Here is an 18,842-nt window from a genome sequence, read left to right on the forward strand (position 1 = left end):
GGCAATGTATGATTGATTTTTACTGATCGTATCGATTGGGATGTTGAGCTTTAATATCATCCACTGTTCCCAGGACTTTATCTTTCAAAGCATCCTGATATATCTGAAGGTCCTCAGCAATCTTCTGATCTCCGGTTCCCAAAATTTTAGCGGCCAGAATTCCTGCATTCAAAGCTCCGTTTAAAGCTACCGTTGCCACCGGAATTCCCCCCGGCATCTGAAGGATAGACAATACAGAATCCCAACCGTCAATAGAATTGCTTGACAAAATAGGAACCCCGATAACAGGCAACGTGGTACAGCTGGCTACCATTCCCGGAAGGTGTGCAGCACCACCAGCACCGGCGATGATCACTTTAAGGCCTCTTTCCTTTGCTGTTTTAGCATAATCGAACATTCTTTCCGGTGTTCTGTGCGCCGAAACTACTGTCAGTTCGTATGGAATATCGAGGCTTTTCAAAAAATTCGCAGCCTGTTCCATGATCGGCAGATCGCTCTGGCTGCCCATAATAATTCCTACCATCTTCAATTTTTATTAGATCTTCAAAGATAAAGAATAAAAGTCTTTTTTTAAAATGACTGCTCAATTGATTCCTGAATATAGAAAACGTCATTCCTTCTTTGTTTTTTGAAAACCGTTTCATATGGCTTTTATCTTTACTCCCCGAATCCGCTAACCTTATTCCTTATTATAGATAGTTTTCAATAAGACCTATCTTATATTGTCTGCAGATTATTTAAAGTTTCTCTTGTATTATTTTAAAATAACAGCGAACAATATTTTAAAAATCCCAAATGTATGACTGATATTTTTACCCGCCAGTATTTTAAAATCATCAAAATTTCTTCATCAGATAAAACATTTTCAATAATCTGTTCACGATTGCTAAATCTTAATCCAAAGAGCGTAAGGCTTTTCGTTTTATTTTCAAAAAACAACTCACATAACTGTCTAATTATCAAATTATTGAAAAACAATAAATAATGTTAGTAATATGATTTATTGTTTTATCCTTTTTCAGTTATTTCTTTAATAAACCCAATAATTTTACACTGTTCATTAAAGTTATCTGATTTATTAATGATAATCTATTAGATCCTATTGAAAGTAATAATATAAAAATACATGAATTATGAAAATTAAATTTCAATTTTTTGCATTGTTTTTGTCATGCAACATTTTCGCCCAGGTTGGCATAAACACATCGAATCCGGATCCCTCTTCAATTCTTGATATTGTATCTACCAATAAGGGAGTCCTCGCCCCAAGAATAAATCTTACGAGTACTACTTTGCAGCTCGGAACCGCAGTAAACGCTGTTGGCTTACTTATTTATAACAATGGCGTGATACTACCGGCAGGATATTATTTTTGGAACGGATCAGAATGGAGGAATATTGACAATTCGACTGCTGTAGCTCCGGGAGTTACTTCGTTAAATTGCAGTGCAGCAAACTTATCGCCATCAAACTATACTGCCGGTGTTCCCTACAATGGATATTTGAAAATACCCTATACAGGAGGAAATGGCGGAAAATATCAACCCGGCAGTTCGGTAACCGTGAATGGATTAACCTTTATATTAAGAGCAGATAAGCTTGAATATGGAGACGGGGAACTGGTGTTTGCCGTAAGTGGAACCCCTACAGTCTCCTCTCCTGCTATTACAAGTGTAAATATCAACAGTAGTTTGGTCCCGTTTATCACATCTGCACAAAACTGTACAGCTACGGTGGGCGGTGAAGATCGGGCTGATATAAAAGAAATAGCAGTATTGGGACCTTTAAAGCTTAATACAGAAGGAGGTTATGCCAACTATCAACAGTATTTAACAACACCCGACGGAGAGTTTTCAATCAGAGTTAGAACACCGCAAGGTTCAACCTTTGGAGCGGCTGATATTGAAATAAGATCAAACAACGGGCCTAAAACGATCATGTGGAACTATCATACGGAGTGGAGGGATGATGAATATAACGGAGCTGGAAACAGCTTTGCTTTATCCGCTGGAAATACCTGGTATGGAAATGGTGGTTCTGCTACCGGTGGAGCAGTGAGTACTGGTCCTCTTTCAGCGTGGGGTGATCCTGATGTTTACTATTTTGCTCCGGAACATCGTCGATATACCTGGACAACAACAAATAATGCGGATAAAACCATGTATGAGGCTGTCATTATGATGGGAGCACCTAGTTACAGCATTGACGCAGATGTCACTACCTGTCCTGCCGGAACGTGTACCAGTGCCAAAGCATACATCATTATAAAACAAGTAAAGGCGCTTTAAATTAGATTCTAAAACATATTACATGATGAATTCAATGAAGGTGGTCAATAATTGATCATCTTCATTTTATATTGTCGTTCTATTGTAAAAGGTTTGAGCTGCATTGGTTTCCAATTACATTCTATTTAATCTGTTAATATATTCTGATGGGGTGATCCCTTCAACCTTTTTGAAAACTCTATTAAAAGTAGCCTGGTTAGAAAAACCGCATTCTGTATAGATATACATTAATGTTACTTTACTAAGATCATTTTCTACAATAAGTTTTTTTACTTTATTGATTCTATAAGAATTTGTAAAATGATTAAAGCTGATATAGCCGTTTTGTTTAATCGCTGTAGAAATATATAAACTATTAGTCTTTAGAGCAAAAGCCAATTCCGAAATAGAAAAATTGACATCTTTATAAGGCTTTTCTTTTTCAATATACTCAATGATTTTTTGAAATAACAGATTATATTTTTCAATATCTTTTGGGCTAAACTCTTTTACTTCAGATTGTAATTCTGATCTTCCTTCTTTGAGATCAAAATGTTCGGTAACTACATTGTTTAAGGCTATATCATCTTCACTGATATCATTTACCTGTTCATCAGTATTTTCTTTTATTAAATGAAGTGGATTCTTGATACTCTGATCATCTTCTGGTATAAAATGACTTTCCTTCTCCATTTTAGTTATTTTTTCATGACAGTATAATAAAAGCATGAATGTAATAATATTAGAAATGACTACAAATGAATCTGAAATGACCAAATATTTTTCTTCCGAGAATTTAAAAAATTCCAATTCAAGATCTTTGTATAATAGGTTTACAGACAAAATAATCAATGTAATATACCCACAATATAAATAGGTATATTTTCTTTCCAAAAAAACATAGGCAGCAAATGGCACCGGAAGCAGCCATATGGAGGAAGAAACAGAATATTTCCAAAAATTAAGCATAACAATAGAAACAAATAATGATCCGGTAATAAGGTGTAGATGCACCATGCTTTTTACGGGATAATATTTTTTCATAATAGACCAGCTATAAAAAAAAACAACACAATAAAATAATAGAAAATAAGAATAATATTTATATTCAAGAAATAAGTAAAATAGAATAGCATAGGCCATCAGGACCAATAATAAAAAGTAAACATAAAGGGATATTAGTTTTCTTTTCAGAAGGTCAATACGATGTATTTTGGGGGTTGCTGTTATCAATAAACTCATTATTTCTCTAAATTAACTTATATAAGTCATAGAATAACAAAAGTATAAAAAATATGCGATTAGAAAACCTGAGCTATTATTAAAGAAATATAGCTAATGAATTCGTTGTTTTATTCCTGTTTACGCAAAAAGAAGTACGACCTTATAACTCATCATACTTCTTCCCTCCGGCATCCCGCTTCCTATCAGCCAGATCATCAACTCTGAATCTGTATCAGCTAAAATCACAGCAACTGTATCCATACCATTCATTTCAGAACAGGTATATTTGTCTGTTAGACCTTATATTCATCTTGAAAGATTATAAACTTCTTTTTGCCGTTCTCACGGTTGCTATTGTCTGGGGAACTACCTTTTTAGCCATTCGCGTTGCTGTGGAAACTATTCCTGCGTGGTTTGTAGCCGGGATCCGTCAGTTTCTGGCATCAGTCATTATGCTGACGGTGCTTATTTCAAGAAAAGAATTCAAATGGATCGGATGGAAAAACATGGGTTATCAGGCTATTTTTGCTTCACTCATGCTGATTGTTGCCAATGGCATGACGACAGTGGCAGAGGAAACGGTATCCAGCAGCCTGGCTTCACTGATCAGCGCCTGCTCTCCTATTCTGGTCTTCCTGGGAAGTCTGGCGGTTGGTTTGCAGAAATTCAGCTTCCGGGCTTTAGTGGGTGTTTTGCTTTGTTTTAGCGGAATCCTCTTTATTTTCTGGGATGGGCTTCAGGACCTTGCCAACCCCGAATACAGGATGGGAATGATTTTCCTTTTCTGTGCAATTGCAGGATGGGCTTCCGGAACTATATTTACCAAAAAACTGAATATCCAGAGTGGTAATATCACACTCAATCTGTTTTACCAGTTTCTGTTTGCCGGAGTGGTACAGATTATTTTCGCCTTTCTGTTTTCAGAAAATTACAACTTCGGAAACTGGTCTCTGAAAAGTATTTCAGCAATGCTTTATCTGGCGGTCTTCGGTTCCGTTGCTGCATTTTTCGCCTTTCACTACGCCCTCACCAAAATCTCTCCGGTACAGGTTTCCATACTTGCCTACGTGAATACCATCATTGCTATATTTTTAGGCTGGCTGATCATGGATGAAAAAATTTCCGTTAAATTTATCTTTGCAGCGGTGATGATTATCTGTGGTGTTTTTATCATTAATTATAAACCGGAAATGTTTCGGAAACAGAAGACTTTATAAGGAAACTAAAAAGATAAAATGACGAGAGGTGAAAAATTATTTTTAACCACAAAGTCAACAAAGCTTTTCAACACTTCAGTTTTTTTTAAGTTTCCAACTTATAGATATGAAGTGCACTCAATTTTTTCGAAAATCTTTGATTTTCTTCTTAAGTGTCCTCACCTTATGAATTATCATTTTAGACTTTCTAAAGTGAACTAAAGTGTTTTTTAATGATATAATATTCATTAAACAAAGAGCTTTTCAACACTTTAGTTTTTTTAAGTTTCCAGCTTTATGGATATGAAGTACACTTAAGTTTTTCAAAAATCTTTGATTTTCTTCTTAAGTGTCCTCACCTTATGAATTATCATTTTAGACTTTCTAAAGTGAACTAAAGTGCTTTAAATGATATAATGTTCATTAAACAAAGAGCCTTTAAACACTTCAGTTTTTTTAAGTTTCCAACTGTATGGATATTCCCGGTTACTTTATATTTCTTATCTTGGTTTCTCCAACACCGATCACATGCTTAAACACCAATTATTTAGCTTTTCGTTATTACTGACCCCTCTTGTCTATTTTGCCCAGCAGACTGAACTCAGAGAAAATATAAAACTTAAAAGTTTTAATTACGATATTTATCTTCAGAACAAAAAAGATCAATCAGCAGCCAAAGAATTGTACGTGATTCCTAATAAAGGCGATACCATTAAAGGAAATGCATTGGTGAAAAATGCTTCCAGTGAAGAGATTCACAGAGGATTTTACAGAATTAATGATTCGGAAATCCATTTTATAGATATTGACCTTACCTCCAATAAAATCAGCCAAAGAATATACAGCCCCAATAAAAAAGGCAGTCTCAAACTAATCAGAGAAAATCTTAATCTGAGCGCTTATCCGAATGATCTTCCTCCCAAATTTAAAGACAACAAGCCACCACATCCTAAGTTTGAAGGGTCAGAAGCCGCATTATATCAATGGATTGAAAAAAACATAAATCCTGTTTTGGATCAGATATATAAAAAGAAAGATAATGGAAATGCTGTTCTGGTCTTAGATATAGATTCTAAAGGCTCTGCTTCTTTTGTAGAAATCAGAAACCTCAGCATTGCAGACAATATAAAAACCAAACTTATAGAAGTCGTTAAAAAATCACCTGCATGGAAAAGCCATGTGAATGGTTTCGATGTTTCAGGCGCTGTTTTTATCCCTATTGAATACTGAGTGTAAATTTTTCTTTATTCTAAACAACACGACCTGGAAAATTTTATATATTCCCTATTTTTCACTATATTGTTTACACCAACATTGACAATATGCTAAAAAACACATTTTTCATCCTTTTTGCTGGTTTTTTTTTACTGATCAGCTGTGATTATAAAGAAAAAGAAAAAAATCTTACCGAAAGAGAAAAACAATTACTCGAAAAAGAAAAAACATTTGCCCAAAAAGAATCTGAATACCAATCTCTCTTAAAAATGAGAGACAGTATTTTTTCAAAAAAAGATTCAGTCAGGATAGCCTTGTGGCCAGAAGAAATATCGGGTGCATGGAACGGGAAAGTTATCTGTACGGAATCCAATTGCAGTGATTATGCGGTGGGCGATCAGCGAACGGATATCTGGGAATTTGACAGTGATTCTATCCATCTTTCCACTAAGATCATCAACAACAATAATCTGGTGAGGCTGTATTCCGGTAAATTTGAGAATAATGAAATTAAACTCAATTTCAGGACAGATTCCACTTCCCAGAAAAAAGTAGAGATGAATGTTCTGCTTAATGATATTTCCGATAACAAAATTAAAGGCACAAGAACCATTATAGCGGATAACGGCTGTACAGCAAGGTTTTCTGTTGAGTTAGTACGTTCCACCAAATAAAACACCTATGATTTTACTGAGTATACATAATCTGAGTTTTCCTATAGAAGATCCGGTATTAAAATTCCTGTTGGTACTGGTGATCATCCTCGCCGCTCCTCTTCTTTTAAACAAAATTAAAGTTCCCCACCTTCTGGGGCTCATCATTGCCGGTGCTGTCATAGGTCCCAATGGTTTTAATGTTCTTGCCAGAGACAGCAGCATTGTAGTTACCGGAACTACAGGCCTTCTTTATATCATGTTCCTTGCCGGATTAGAGATCGATATGGGCGATTTCAAAAAGAACAAATGGAAAAGTCTGACGTTTGGAATTTATACCTTTGTTGTTCCTTTTGTTTTAGGCTATCTCGGAGGTCATTATCTTCTTCACTTTTCTATATTGACATCGATCCTTTTTGCGAGTCTTTTTTCCTCGCATACACTAATCGCTTATCCTTTGGTGAGTAAATTAGGAATTGCAAAAAATAAAGCCGTCAACATTACCGTGGGCGGAACCATGATCACTGATATTCTGGCCCTTTTGGTGCTTGCTGTGATCGTAGGAATGTCACAGGGAGATGTAGGAACAGAATTTTGGGTTAAACTGTCGGTTTCTTTTATCGTATTCGCGCTGATTGTTCTGATTTTATTCCCGATGATAGGGCGCTGGTTTTTCAAAAAGGTAGATGATAAAATTTCCCAGTATATTTTTGTACTGGTGATGATTTATCTGGCAGCTATGCTTGCTGAACTTGCCGGAGTAGAAGCCATTATCGGAGCATTCTTTGCCGGATTAGCCTTAAACAGATTAATTCCTCACACGTCATCCCTGATGAACAGAGTGGAATTTGTAGGAAATGCCATCTTCATTCCGTTCTTCCTGATCAGTGTGGGAATGCTTATTGATTTTAAGGTTTTCTTTAAAAGCTGGGAAACATTGGAAGTTGCCGCCATCATGCTCGTTGCCTCCATTGGAGGGAAATATATTTCGGCGGTGATGACCCAAAAGACATTCAGGCTGTCCAAAGAGGAAGGAAAACTGATTTTCGGACTGAGTTCCGCTTCTGCAGCGGCTACTTTGGCCTCCGTAATGGTAGGATACAACATCATCCTTTCTGAAACAGAAACGGGTGAGCCGGTAAGATTACTGAATGAGCACGTGCTGAACGGGAGTATCCTTCTGATCCTTATTTCCTGTACGATCTCCTCATTCATTTCAATGGCAAGTGCTCAAAAGATTGCGGAAAGTGACAATGAAGATACGGTTTCCGGCAACAGCCACGAAGAGGAAAACATCCTGCTGGCCATCAACCACGAGGAAACGGTAGAGAGAATGGTGAATCTGGGTATCCTGATCAAAGCCCATTCAAATACGGAAAATCTTTTTGCGCTTAATGTAATTAATGAAGATAAAAATGAATCTTCAGTGAAAAATGCTGAAAAACTTCTTCATCAAGCCGCTGATGCGGCTGCGGCCGCCGATGTTAAGATACAGGCTCTGAAAAGGTATGACAATGATGTCATCAACGGAGTCAAAAATGTGATTAAAGAACAGAAGATTACTGACCTGATCATCGGACTGGAAGATGAGAAAGGCTTCTCCCCTTCTTTTGTATATAATCTGTATAACGGATATCTTCAGAATGATGACGTAAATGTACTGGTCTATCATGCCGCACAACCCCTTTCGACCATTAAAAAATATGCCGTGATGATTCCGGAAAGAGCCCACAAAGAAGCAGGGTTTTTCCACGCGCTTCTAAGGGTATGGAATGTCGCCAGAAATTCCGGTGCAACAGTCGTTTTCTATGCTCCTGAAAACATCCTTGATATTCTTCAGAAAATCGTTAAAAAAGCGAATATCGAGGCCGAGTTTATCATTATGAGCACATGGCAGGACGGAGAAAAAACGGCTGCAAAATTGAAAGAAGATGAAGCATTGATCGTTTTAATGGCTAAACGGGGCATGCAGTCTTATATTCCAAGAATGCGGCTTATTCCCGAATTGCTAAACAGGCACTTAAGTGATAATAATTATCTGCTGATCTTTCCGTTTTCAGAATTTGATGAAAACAGCCCTGAAATACGTGCTGTAGGAAATCATGGTGATTTTATGGAAATCGGAAATGTCATCCAGAAGATTTTTAAATAATAAAAATGGGTCTCAACTATTAATAGAACATTGAAAACAAATAAAATAATCATGCTGGCAGCGGCATTAAGCTTCCAGTGCTCTTTTGCTCAATTTGCCAAGATCGCAGACAAAGACGGCTACGTGAATATGAGGAAAGAAGCGGATGTAAAAAGCAACATCGTCGGAAAGATCAATTCGCATGAGATCATTTATGTTTTCACTCTCGAGGACCACAGTAAGAATTGGCTGAATGCTGATTATACCGATAAAAACGGAGAAACCTGGTCAGGGTATATTCATAGTTCAAGAATTAAGTATATAGAATCTTACGAATCGGTCCCACGAGCTTCTGCTATTGAAAATAAGGCTGTTTTTAATTCAAAAAATATTACCGTCACTATTGAATCAGAACCTTTTAATTATAAGGAAAACAAACCCCATTTTTCAAGCACCAGCTACAACGGTTATAAAGTTGAGGATAAGTTTAAAGGCCAGCAAATATGGGGTACAGACGGAACAATTCCACAGACTCACTATAAATCAATCTCTGTAAAAATGAACGGAAAGACTCTTGAGATTTCCCCAAAAGAGATTGAAAATCTGTTCAATATTAATAATGAATCTGCCGAATGTTATTTTGATGCGGAGCATGAAACTTTGTACATCAGTATGGTCAATTCAGACGGTGCAGGTGGATATGCCGTTCTTTTTAAAATACAGAAAGGGGTGTACAAAGGAAAAACACTCATCATGCCTTTCTAAAAATATATTTCAAAAAACAAATACATGAAAATCAGCCTCTTACTAATATCTTTGGTTTTTGCATTCTTTTCATGCAAAGATAAAAAAGAACCTGTCAAAGATCAGGAGCCAAAACCAGTTACAATTGATACTTCGAGAGCAACTCCACCAAAAGAAATAAAAACGGATACGGAAGCTGTTATCAAAGAGTCAGAAAATACAACCCGTGAAGAATCTGAAACCGGTACTGCTGCAATCTCTGACGATTTTGATTTCAAAAAATTCCCTTCAAAAAACTATAAATTCATCAAAAAAGCAAAACTTGATTTCTCCAGCAACGAAGGCGCTTACAATTTCAGGACGAGAATTAAGAAAGCTTATGCATCAGGTACTCCTGATTTTGCAAGTTACTATATCACGGTTACTTTCGGATGCGGCGCTAGTTGTATTATGGGATTAATGATGGATGTTCGCGACGGAAAAATCTATGGACTTCCTTTGGGAGAAGAGACTTCCTGTCTGTTTGCGGAAGACCGGGCAATTTTTGATCCGAAGAGCAGACTTTTTATCGCCAGTATCTGTAAAGAATCTCCTGAAGACAAAAGTGTTTATTATCATGCTTTTGTGTGGAATGAGGAAAGGAAGATTTTTGAAAAAATAGAGGAAAAAGATCGTAAGTAATACCATTTAATTTTATGAAAAAAACTGCAATAGTCGTAGTTTCCATACTCCTTCTGATCATTGTATCGTTAGCGATCTACTGGAATCTTCCGATAGACGTCACCAGACGTGCTGATATACAATACGGAAACAGTCTTATCCGGAATATTGAGATCTATAAGAAAGCCTACCATCAGCTGCCTGAAAATAACGACTGGGAAACACTCCAAAAATTAGGTTTCAAAAAAGAAAATCTTGGAGCACAACCTGACTACAGGAAAAACGGCAACGGCTCTTATGAATTAATTTATCTCGATGAATTTGACGGCCCTTTTTTGATCTGGAACTCCAATGAAAAGAAATGGAGCATTGATTTTCCTAAAATTCAAAAGTAGAACATGGATAAAATAGAATGAATTCAAGCTTCATAACATTTACAAAAATCTGCTCAATCCATCCAATCCGGGTAAGAATTTTTCATGCAAAGCTTTAAGATCTTACTATTGATTTGAGGAAAGCAAAGAACAGCATCAACAAGCTGACCTGATGAAGCGGATGACTATATCACATAAATAAAACCACAAAAAAAGAGCTGTAATCATCATTACAGCTCCTTTATCTTGATTCTAAGTATAAGTTTTATTCAGCAATCACTCTCACCATACTTTTCACCATCACCAATTTCTCCATCAGCTCTTCTCTGGAATCAGCCAGTACGTTGATGTGACCCATTTTTCGTCCCGGTTTGGTTTCTGTTTTCCCGTATAAATGAATGTAGGTTTCAGGTAATTTAAGCACCTCTTCCATTCCCTCATAGAGTACTTTTCCGGCATATCCTTCTGCCCCTACCAAATTCAGCATTCCACTGTAGGTAATTGCATCTGTATCGGCTAACGGTAGATTTTTCACGACACGATACATTTGCTCAAACTGTGAATTCGTATTCCCTTCCTGGCTCTGGTGACCCGAATTGTGTAATCTGGGTGCAGTTTCATTCACCCAAACTTTTCCTTCTTTATCCAAAAATAATTCAATAGCAAAAAGTCCAGGAGAATTGACAGCATTCAGGAATTTCTCTGTAATTGAGTCAATTTGCTGTTGAGTATCTTCAGTAAGAAGAACGGGACAAACATTGAAGTCCAAAAGATTGAGTTTTGGGTCAGCCACCATTTCTGTCACTGGAAAAATATTTGTTTCACCGTTTTCATTTCTGGCCACGATGACAGAAAGTTCTTTATCGATATCCACCAGGCTTTCAATAACTGAAGCTTCTTTCCACAGGTGCTGATAATCCTCTTCTGTTTTGATCACCTGAACGCCTTTTCCATCGTAACCTCCTGTATTCATCTTCTGTACAAACGGCAATGGCATCATGATCTTTTCATTACTATCCCACACCACCTGAAATTCAGGGCTTGGAATATCATGGGTTTTATAAAATTCTTTCTGAAGGATTTTTTGCTGAATCGTTTTAATGATGGCGGCATTCGGAACTACTTTTATCCCTTGTTTTTCAAGCTCGGCCAAAGCATTCGCATTCACGTGTTCTATTTCGATCGTTACCACATCTTTATCTTTCCCAAAATTCAGAACGGTTTCATAATCGTTGAAGTTTCCCTGTGTAAAGTGGGAGATATTGTTGCACGGTGCATCAGAAGCCGGATCCAGCGTATAAAATTGGTCGTCATATTTCAGTGCGCTTTGGATCAGCATCCTTCCCAGCTGCCCGCCTCCTAAAATTCCTATTTTCATTCTTACTTTTATTTTTTTTCTATTAGATTTTTGATGAAGTCTTATTGAATCTTATCAATCTTTAAATATCCTAATCCCATTGGGTTTTCCTGATCTTCTGCATCAGATTTTGTCAGGACAATCGAATATTTTTCTTTCATTTTTTCGGGCAGAATATCATTTACGTTGAAAATATCATCAATATCAACACCGTGTTTATCATCGACGTGGCTTACAGCCCCTTCAAACCCCATGGTTGCATAAAACTCCGTTGCTTTTGCTCTTTTAATAATTTCTCCCATCGATTTTCCTACCATCAGATGCTGTTCGTGAAATTCTTCAAAAAAACCTCTTTTATATCCCCCTAAATTAAGGAAATACAAATGATTTTCATAGGTCTGAGCTGTTTTTTCAACGATCTTCACTTGATATCCGTCTGCAAATTTCACTTCCTGATAGCAGTCTAAGTGGATCTTTCCTTCGGCTTCTTTCCAGAAATCCTTCATATCGGGAACGAGATCTTTAAGATTTTCTGCGATCCCGAAAAAAACGTCGTGCTGCTCGATATTCCTGCCCTTGGGCGTTGCACCGAGAATGATATAAAATAATTTCATTTCACTTTTCATGCCTGCAAAAATACGTCAAATTTATCTTTTTTAAACGTTTGGCAGACTAAGGCAATAGTTTTATATTTGTAGCATGTCAGAAATCATTATTCTGTTCCTCGGCGCGGTTTCAGCCGGTCTTCTGGGTTCACTTACAGGTTTGGGAGGAGGAGTTATCATTATTCCTTTATTGACGCTGGGTTTCGGCGTTCCTATGCATTATGCGATCGGTGCTTCTTTAATTTCTGTGATCGGGACATCTTCCGGTGCTGCGGTAGCTTTCGTCAAAGAAGGTTTTACCAATATGCGGATCGGAATGTTTCTGGAGATCGGAACTACGGCAGGGGCCATTATGGGAGCTCTGCTTTCCGGAATGCTTAATCCTAATACGATTGGAATTATCTTTGCCAGTATTCTTCTGTTGACTGTTGTTTTAAATCTTAAAGGAAAACCTGATCATCAGGAACCGGTCATCAAAGGAAGTCTTGAAGAAAAACTGAAGCTGTACGGAACTTTTCCAGACAAAGGCGTTTTAAAAAGCTACTCAGCCAGAAATACCGTTCCGGGATTTTTAATGATGATGTTTGCGGGTGCCATGTCCGGACTTTTAGGTATCGGTTCGGGTGCGCTTAAAGTATTGGCGATGGACAATATGATGAAACTCCCTTTTAAAGTTTCTACGACCACAAGTAACTTTATGATTGGTGTAACGGCAGTAGCCAGTGCGCTGATCTATTTCCAGAGAGGGGAAATCATTCCTGTCATAGTTGCTCCGGTACTAATTGGTGTGGTAGTCGGAAGTTTCATTGGATCAAAAACACTGATGGTCTCTAAAACGAAGAAGCTAAAAGTATTCTTTGCGATTGTGATCACCATTTTATCGGTGTATATGATGTATAACGGTATCAATAAAAGCTTCAGATAATGAGAAAGAATTTTACAGATGTAGATCTGAACCGTTCGGTAGGAAATCTTTTGAGATTAGGCGTTATTTTGTCTGTGGCCACCTCATTGATTGGTTTTATCAAACTTTTCGTGGAAGGCTTTGAGATGCCTAAAAAATATTCATCCCTGAATATGGGTACCTCATCTGAAAAAGTATGGGGGATGTTCTGGACTTCTTTATGCAAAGGAGAAGGAATGGCGATTATCCAGCTGGGAATCCTGTTGTTGATCTTTACTCCTTTGGTAAGGATTATTTTTGCCTTGATCGGATATTTAAAAGAAAAAGACTACGTTTATGTAGTCATTTCTTCAATAGTTCTTGTGATTATGGCGATCAGCTTTTTTACAGGGTACGCTCACTAATTTTACATTTCATAAAACTCCAGCGGAAGCTGATCCGGATCCTGGGTAAAGAAAAACTCTTTTCCTGTGTATTCATCGATCCGAATATCTTCGCAGATCAGTCCTTTTGCGATGAGTTGATTTCTTTGATCTCCGACATTTTCCACCGAGAACGCCAGATGCCTTAAACCACATGATTCAGGTCGGGAAGGTCTTTGTGGAGGATCAGGAAATGAAAACAGCTCGATCACGTAATGCTCCCCGATCGCCAGATCCAGTTTGTAAGACTTCCTTTCTTCACGGTACACTTCCCTGATGATATTCAGGCCTATCACTTCAGTATAGAATTTTTTTGATACCTCATAATCCGAGCATATGATGGCAATGTGATGGATCTTCATTATTTGATTTTAATTTTTTAAATGTATAATTTCAGTACAACCTGCCAACTGAGCAGCAGATTTCTATTTTACTTTATTTCTCTGCAGTTTTCTTTTCTCCTGGTATCGATGATGTACTGAATCTTCCAGTCATTCTGCTGTTTGACCAACTGAAAGCTGTTGGCTCCGCAATGTGAAAAATTCCCTTTAAAATAGAAAGAATAAGGGGTAAACACGCTGGCCAGACCTCCATCTGAATGAATGGCGTCAATGATGATCTTTTCGTCCAGATCATTTTTTGAAAATTTAGAAACAGAAGCGATAAACTCCTGTACGTTTTCATTTTTTACTGTTCCGTCTTTAGCAATGCTCTGTACAATAGCGTTCTCCGCAAAAGCAGATTTCATCAATTCAGGATCAGCATTTTTCATCCCAAGAAACAGGGTACGGATCGGTTTTTCGATATCCTGGTTCTGCTGTCCGAAGCAGAAGGTACAGAGCAGTAAAGCCACTGCAGTAAGTTTATTCATATTGATTGTAATTAATCTCAAACAATAAAATTAAGTAAAATATGGTCAATAATTAAAATTAACAAAGTTTAAAAAGTGAATTGCGCTGCATTATTTAAAAATAGATTAATTTTATGCGTTTATTTAAAATTATGTGGGGAATTTATTTGTTTTTGATTGGATTACTGGTACTGTTAACGATACTACCCAAAATTCAAAACGCTCATTGGGTATTCAGGGTGCCTGAATTCGGCAAAATCCAGATTACTTATGTTGTGGTACTTACCTTTATTTGGGGTCTTTTTCTTGATCATTCGCAGAATCTATGGTATGCACAGGGGCTTTTACTGCTATTATTTATTCATCATGGTATTACACTGGTAAAATATACACCGCTTTATCCGGTGAAAAAATACAAAGAGCAACATCAGTCTTCTCAAAAACTGCATTTCATTTCTGCTAATGTCTATCAGTTTAACAAAGAATATAACCGGTTTATTCAGCTTATTGAAAAATATAAACCTGAAATATTTATGACGATGGAAAGCAATGGAGACTGGGAACAGGCATTGAAAGTCCTTGAAAAAGACTATCCTTTCCAGCATAAAGTAACGCTTGAAAATACGTATGGAATGCATTTTTATTCTCAGCTTGAAATTAAAAGTGCGAAAACCCATTATTTTGTAGCTGATGATATTCCAAGTATTGAAGTGCACTTAAAGACCAAAGACGGCTTTTCATTTGTATTCTTTGGAGTACATCCGCCGCCGCCAAGTCCTACCGAAGAAGAAACGTCGAAGGAAAGAGACGGAGACTTGTTAAGTGCGGCCAAACGTCTCAAAGACATCAAAGAACCTGTGATTGTCGTAGGAGATTTTAATAATGTGGCCTGGTCAAAATCGTCTGTATTATTCAGAAAAACGAGTCATCTGATCGATCCAAGAATCGGACATTCTTTTGTATCTACCTTTCATGCGAAATACCTCCTGTTAAGATTCCCGATCGATTTAATGTTCCACAGTGAAGATATTTTCATTAAAGAGCTTAAAACCCTGGAAAATTTCGGATCAGACCATCTTCCTGTGTACTGTGAGTTTTTCATTGACCATCATAATGACGAACAGGAAGAAAAGGTAGAAGAAGCCACTGTTGAAGAAAAAGCGGAAGCAGAAGAAATGATACAGGAAGGAAAAGAAGAGGACGGAGACCGTGATGCGGTGGTAACGGAAGGATAGAATTTTAATTGCAAATAGTCAAAACGCTATGATCGCAATTTTTTTAATTAAACCTGAAAATATTTTTATTCGCAAGGGCGTTTCACTCAGCAACAACAACCAGTCTTTACTTAATACAATAGTTGATAAAACATAAAAAGCCGTTTCATTATTTTTGAAACGGCTTTTTCTATTGTTGGGTTATTCTTAGAATAATTCTTTTCTGATAATGTTCTGGCTTCTTTCAGGGCCAACAGACACTAAGTATACATTGATTCCAAGGTATTTCTCGATGAACTCAATATATTTCTGAGCATTGTCAGGAAGTTCGTCGTAGCTTCTCACTTTGGTAAGATCTTCGTTCCAACCTGGCAGATCCTGGTAGATAGGCTCGTAGTTGTATAATTTCTCCGTTGAAGAAGTGAAATAATCGATGATTTTTCCGTCTTCCGTTTTATAATGAGTAACGATCTTTAAGTTTTCGATTCCTGTAAGAACGTCTAATTTAGTAATCACAAGGTTGTTGATCCCGTTGATCATACAAGCATGCTTCAAAGAAACAAGGTCTAACCAACCTGTTCTTCTTGGTCTTCCTGTCGTAGCACCGAATTCACCTCCGATCTGTCTGATCTTTTCTCCTAATTCATTGTCTAATTCAGAAGGGAAAGGTCCGTTTCCAACTCTTGTACAGTATGCCTTAGCTACACCGATAAGGTTTTGAAGGGATGTAGGCGGAACCCCAGCTCCTGTACAAACTCCTCCTGTAGATGGAGAAGATGACGTTACGTACGGATAAGTTCCGAAGTCGATGTCCAGCATCAATGCCTGAGCTCCTTCAAAAAGAACGTTTTTACCATCTCTGATGGCTTCGTTCAATTCAACTTCTGTATCAACGATTCTGTCCTGAAGCTGTTTTCCAAGCTCTAAAAATTCGTTGTAAATTTCTTCAACGTCTAACGTTGGTTTTCCGTAATATTTTTCGAAAAGAGAGTTCTTAATTTTTAAGTTTTTCTCAATTTTGTCTCTTAATATTTCAGGATTTAAAAGGTCGATCATTCTGATCCCTACTCTTGAAATTTTATCTTCATAGCAAGGTCCGATTCCTTTTTTAGTGGTTCCGATTTGAGTTCCTCCGTGTTCTTCTTCACGGTAAGTATCCAAAAGAATGTGGTAAGGCATGATGACATGCGCTCTTCTGCTGATAAAAATGTGGTCAGTTTTCAAGCCTTTGCTTTCAATCTGGCCAACCTCTTTAATGAAAGATTTTGGGTTTACCACTACTCCGTTCGCAATGATACACTTCCCTTTGCACTGTAGAACTCCTGAAGGGAGAAGGTGCAAAACAAATTTCTCTTCACCTACATAAACCGTGTGACCTGCGTTGTCTCCTCCCTGGAAACGAACTACATAATCCGATTTAGCTGATAAAACATCCGTGATTTTTCCTTTACCTTCATCTCCATACTGAAGACCTACAACTACGTAAGTTGACATATTTTACTTTTATTTTAGATTCATGCAAAATTACTTTTTAAAAATAGGGTGGGCAAATTATGGGTCTAATATTTTTTAAAACTAATTTCAAACCTTATTTAGATTTGAATAAAAAAATGGGAAGATTTGTAATCATGAATATAGAACGTTGGATCGAGACTGTTGCATTTAAAATGAGTAAAATTCAATTTTAATCAAATATGTATTATGGGTATCTTTAATTAAAATTAGCACAATGGCAAAAAACACATCCATATTATTGGGAGGTCATTTTGATGATTTCATCAGTGAACAAATAAAATCTGGAAAATACTCGTCAGCAAGTGTGATTATAAGAAATGCATTGCGGCTATTTGAATATAAAGAATCTAGAAAAACCGAATTGATCAACGAATTAAAAAAGGAGAAAAATCTGGATTTGTTGAAAATTTTGATCGTAAAGAATTTCTAACAAATCTTCATCAAAAACATTATTCCCAATAATGAATAAATCTCCACTGATCTCTAATGAATTTGATTAATTCTGTATCTTTGATTATTCTCTGAAATAACCAAAGCTACTCCACCCCATGAGATCATCACAAAAATCATCCTATCTCTCGCCATCTCCCTCAAGCGAAGTAAAGCTCTTCCACACTCTTTTCACTCCCAATGAAGTTCCAGTAAAAGCCACTTTACTGATCATCCACGGCATGCAGGAACACAGTGGAAGATATGCTGAAATAGCAACCTATTTTGCAGATCAGGGAATAGCCGTTCTTACTTATGACCATTTGGGACACGGAAGATCGGTGAAGGATAAAAAAGACATTGGGTTTTTCCAGCTGGATCAGCCGGACGAAAAGCTGGTTTCAGATGCTGATGCAATGGGTGATCATCTTATACAAAAATACCCGGACGTTCCTCACTTTGTTCTTGGACATTCTATGGGATCATTCGTTACACGGTGTCTTCTTCAAAGAGCTAGCGGCAAATTTAAGGGAGCCATCATTACAGGAACCGGAGGTCCTTTGACGGGTATCGGTCTTATTAATGGTTATCTCTGGTTAGCCAATAAAATAGCGCCTCATTATCTTACGTATCTCAATACTCTCTTCAATACTGTTAATAACAAAAGATTTAAGAAAGACAAAGATTTCAGCGACACCAGTTGGCTGAGTCTGAATCCGGCCAATAGAAAAGCTTTTACCGAAGATGAGCTCTGTGGAATTCCTTTTACTCATAATGCTTTTTATACGCTGTTTAGTATTTACAAAAAAGCCACGGCGAGAAACTGGGCCGTTTCTATTCCCAAATCTTTCCCTATTCTTTTTGTCAGCGGACAGAATGATCCGATCGGCGATTTCAGCAAAGGGGTTATCAAAACGGCAGACTATTTAAAACAGGATGGATTTAAAGATATCAATGTCAAAATTTATCCCGAGATGCGCCACGAAATATTAAATGAAGAAATCAGGGAAGAGGTTTTCAATCACCTATTTCAGTGGATCTCAAAACACTTATAAAACCAATGTCCTTATCGTCCGTGAAAT

At 37.2% G+C, this 18,842-nt stretch carries 21 protein-coding genes; 13 read left to right on the forward strand and 8 right to left on the reverse strand.

Annotated elements, in window-relative coordinates:
• Positions 1-19: 19 nt before the first annotated feature.
• The gene (purE, locus tag BW964_RS05070; protein ID WP_076505215.1) at positions 20-523 is read right to left on the reverse strand and encodes a 5-(carboxyamino)imidazole ribonucleotide mutase; all 504 of its coding nucleotides are present in this window, start codon (positions 521-523) and stop codon (positions 20-22) included.
• A 610-nt stretch (positions 524-1,133) separates the two neighbouring features.
• On the opposite strand from purE, the gene BW964_RS05075 reads away from it, so the two are divergent.
• Positions 1,134-2,288 carry a hypothetical protein gene (locus BW964_RS05075; protein ID WP_076505217.1) on the forward strand — a complete coding sequence of 385 codons (1,155 nt, stop codon included), beginning with the start codon at positions 1,134-1,136 and terminating at the stop codon, positions 2,286-2,288.
• 114 nt (positions 2,289-2,402) lie between these two features.
• On the opposite strand, the gene BW964_RS22475 is transcribed toward BW964_RS05075, so the two are convergent.
• The gene (locus BW964_RS22475; protein ID WP_165789220.1) at positions 2,403-2,960 is read right to left on the reverse strand and encodes a helix-turn-helix domain-containing protein; all 558 of its coding nucleotides are present in this window, start codon (positions 2,958-2,960) and stop codon (positions 2,403-2,405) included.
• A gap of 669 nt (positions 2,961-3,629) precedes the next feature.
• On the reverse strand, positions 3,630-3,752 hold the full coding sequence (locus BW964_RS22810; RefSeq protein WP_262484534.1) for a hypothetical protein: 123 nt from the start codon (positions 3,750-3,752) through the stop codon (positions 3,630-3,632).
• 50 nt (positions 3,753-3,802) lie between these two features.
• Here BW964_RS22810 and BW964_RS05085 point away from each other — a divergent pair, with 50 nt between their 5' ends.
• From BW964_RS05085 to BW964_RS05115, 7 genes are all read left to right on the forward strand, one after another.
• Positions 3,803-4,708, forward strand: a complete 906-nt coding sequence (locus tag BW964_RS05085) for a DMT family transporter (protein WP_076505219.1) — start codon at positions 3,803-3,805, stop codon at positions 4,706-4,708.
• A gap of 507 nt (positions 4,709-5,215) precedes the next feature.
• Positions 5,216-5,917, forward strand: coding sequence for a hypothetical protein (locus BW964_RS05090; RefSeq protein ID WP_076505221.1), 702 nt, complete (start codon positions 5,216-5,218; stop codon positions 5,915-5,917).
• Between the two features lie 92 nt (positions 5,918-6,009).
• On the forward strand, positions 6,010-6,576 hold the full coding sequence (locus BW964_RS05095) for a hypothetical protein (protein WP_076505222.1): 567 nt from the start codon (positions 6,010-6,012) through the stop codon (positions 6,574-6,576).
• A gap of 7 nt (positions 6,577-6,583) precedes the next feature.
• Positions 6,584-8,707, forward strand: coding sequence for a cation:proton antiporter (locus BW964_RS05100; RefSeq protein WP_076505223.1), 2,124 nt, complete (start codon positions 6,584-6,586; stop codon positions 8,705-8,707).
• A gap of 51 nt (positions 8,708-8,758) precedes the next feature.
• Entirely contained in the window at positions 8,759-9,451 is a 693-nt protein-coding gene (locus tag BW964_RS05105; RefSeq protein WP_076505225.1) for an SH3 domain-containing protein, read from the forward strand.
• Between the two features lie 24 nt (positions 9,452-9,475).
• Positions 9,476-10,111 carry a hypothetical protein gene (locus BW964_RS05110; RefSeq protein WP_076505226.1) on the forward strand — a complete coding sequence of 212 codons (636 nt, stop codon included), beginning with the start codon at positions 9,476-9,478 and terminating at the stop codon, positions 10,109-10,111.
• Between the two features lie 14 nt (positions 10,112-10,125).
• Positions 10,126-10,485 carry a hypothetical protein gene (locus tag BW964_RS05115; RefSeq protein WP_076505227.1) on the forward strand — a complete coding sequence of 120 codons (360 nt, stop codon included), beginning with the start codon at positions 10,126-10,128 and terminating at the stop codon, positions 10,483-10,485.
• 244 nt (positions 10,486-10,729) lie between these two features.
• On the opposite strand, the gene BW964_RS05120 is transcribed toward BW964_RS05115, so the two are convergent.
• Together BW964_RS05120 and BW964_RS05125 are read right to left on the reverse strand one after the other, a co-directional pair.
• Complete coding sequence (locus tag BW964_RS05120; RefSeq protein WP_076505229.1) at positions 10,730-11,842, reverse strand: 5-(carboxyamino)imidazole ribonucleotide synthase; 1,113 nt, start codon at positions 11,840-11,842, stop codon at positions 10,730-10,732.
• Between the two features lie 41 nt (positions 11,843-11,883).
• Complete coding sequence (locus BW964_RS05125; RefSeq protein WP_076505487.1) at positions 11,884-12,435, reverse strand: DUF1543 domain-containing protein; 552 nt, start codon at positions 12,433-12,435, stop codon at positions 11,884-11,886.
• Positions 12,436-12,520: 85 nt separating this feature from the next.
• Here BW964_RS05125 and BW964_RS05130 point away from each other — a divergent pair, with 85 nt between their 5' ends.
• Together BW964_RS05130 and BW964_RS05135 are read left to right on the forward strand one after the other, a co-directional pair.
• On the forward strand, positions 12,521-13,351 hold the full coding sequence (locus BW964_RS05130; RefSeq protein WP_076505230.1) for a sulfite exporter TauE/SafE family protein: 831 nt from the start codon (positions 12,521-12,523) through the stop codon (positions 13,349-13,351).
• On the forward strand, positions 13,351-13,734 hold the full coding sequence (locus BW964_RS05135; protein WP_076505232.1) for a DUF1634 domain-containing protein: 384 nt from the start codon (positions 13,351-13,353) through the stop codon (positions 13,732-13,734). The genes BW964_RS05130 and BW964_RS05135 overlap by 1 nt, the downstream gene beginning before the upstream one ends.
• A gap of 2 nt (positions 13,735-13,736) precedes the next feature.
• On the opposite strand, the gene gloA2 is transcribed toward BW964_RS05135, so the two are convergent.
• Positions 13,737-14,114, reverse strand: coding sequence for an SMU1112c/YaeR family gloxylase I-like metalloprotein (gene gloA2, locus BW964_RS05140; protein WP_076505234.1), 378 nt, complete (start codon positions 14,112-14,114; stop codon positions 13,737-13,739).
• Between the two features lie 68 nt (positions 14,115-14,182).
• Positions 14,183-14,623 carry a nuclear transport factor 2 family protein gene (locus BW964_RS05145; RefSeq protein WP_076505236.1) on the reverse strand — a complete coding sequence of 147 codons (441 nt, stop codon included), beginning with the start codon at positions 14,621-14,623 and terminating at the stop codon, positions 14,183-14,185.
• A 113-nt stretch (positions 14,624-14,736) separates the two neighbouring features.
• Here BW964_RS05145 and BW964_RS05150 point away from each other — a divergent pair, with 113 nt between their 5' ends.
• Positions 14,737-15,837, forward strand: coding sequence for an endonuclease/exonuclease/phosphatase family protein (locus BW964_RS05150; protein ID WP_228432145.1), 1,101 nt, complete (start codon positions 14,737-14,739; stop codon positions 15,835-15,837).
• A 186-nt stretch (positions 15,838-16,023) separates the two neighbouring features.
• Here the strand turns inward: BW964_RS05150 and BW964_RS05155 are convergent, their stop codons facing one another.
• Positions 16,024-17,310, reverse strand: coding sequence for an adenylosuccinate synthase (locus BW964_RS05155; protein ID WP_034728930.1), 1,287 nt, complete (start codon positions 17,308-17,310; stop codon positions 16,024-16,026).
• Positions 17,311-17,545: 235 nt separating this feature from the next.
• On the opposite strand from BW964_RS05155, the gene BW964_RS05160 reads away from it, so the two are divergent.
• Both BW964_RS05160 and BW964_RS05165 read left to right on the forward strand, forming a co-directional pair.
• The gene (locus tag BW964_RS05160; protein WP_317044324.1) at positions 17,546-17,761 is read left to right on the forward strand and encodes a type II toxin-antitoxin system ParD family antitoxin; all 216 of its coding nucleotides are present in this window, start codon (positions 17,546-17,548) and stop codon (positions 17,759-17,761) included.
• 118 nt (positions 17,762-17,879) lie between these two features.
• Positions 17,880-18,815, forward strand: a complete 936-nt coding sequence (locus tag BW964_RS05165; protein WP_076505240.1) for an alpha/beta fold hydrolase — start codon at positions 17,880-17,882, stop codon at positions 18,813-18,815.
• Positions 18,816-18,842 lie beyond the last annotated feature (27 nt).

The sequence above is a fragment of the Chryseobacterium shigense genome, assembly GCF_900156575.1.
Taxonomy (GTDB): domain Bacteria; phylum Bacteroidota; class Bacteroidia; order Flavobacteriales; family Weeksellaceae; genus Chryseobacterium; species Chryseobacterium shigense.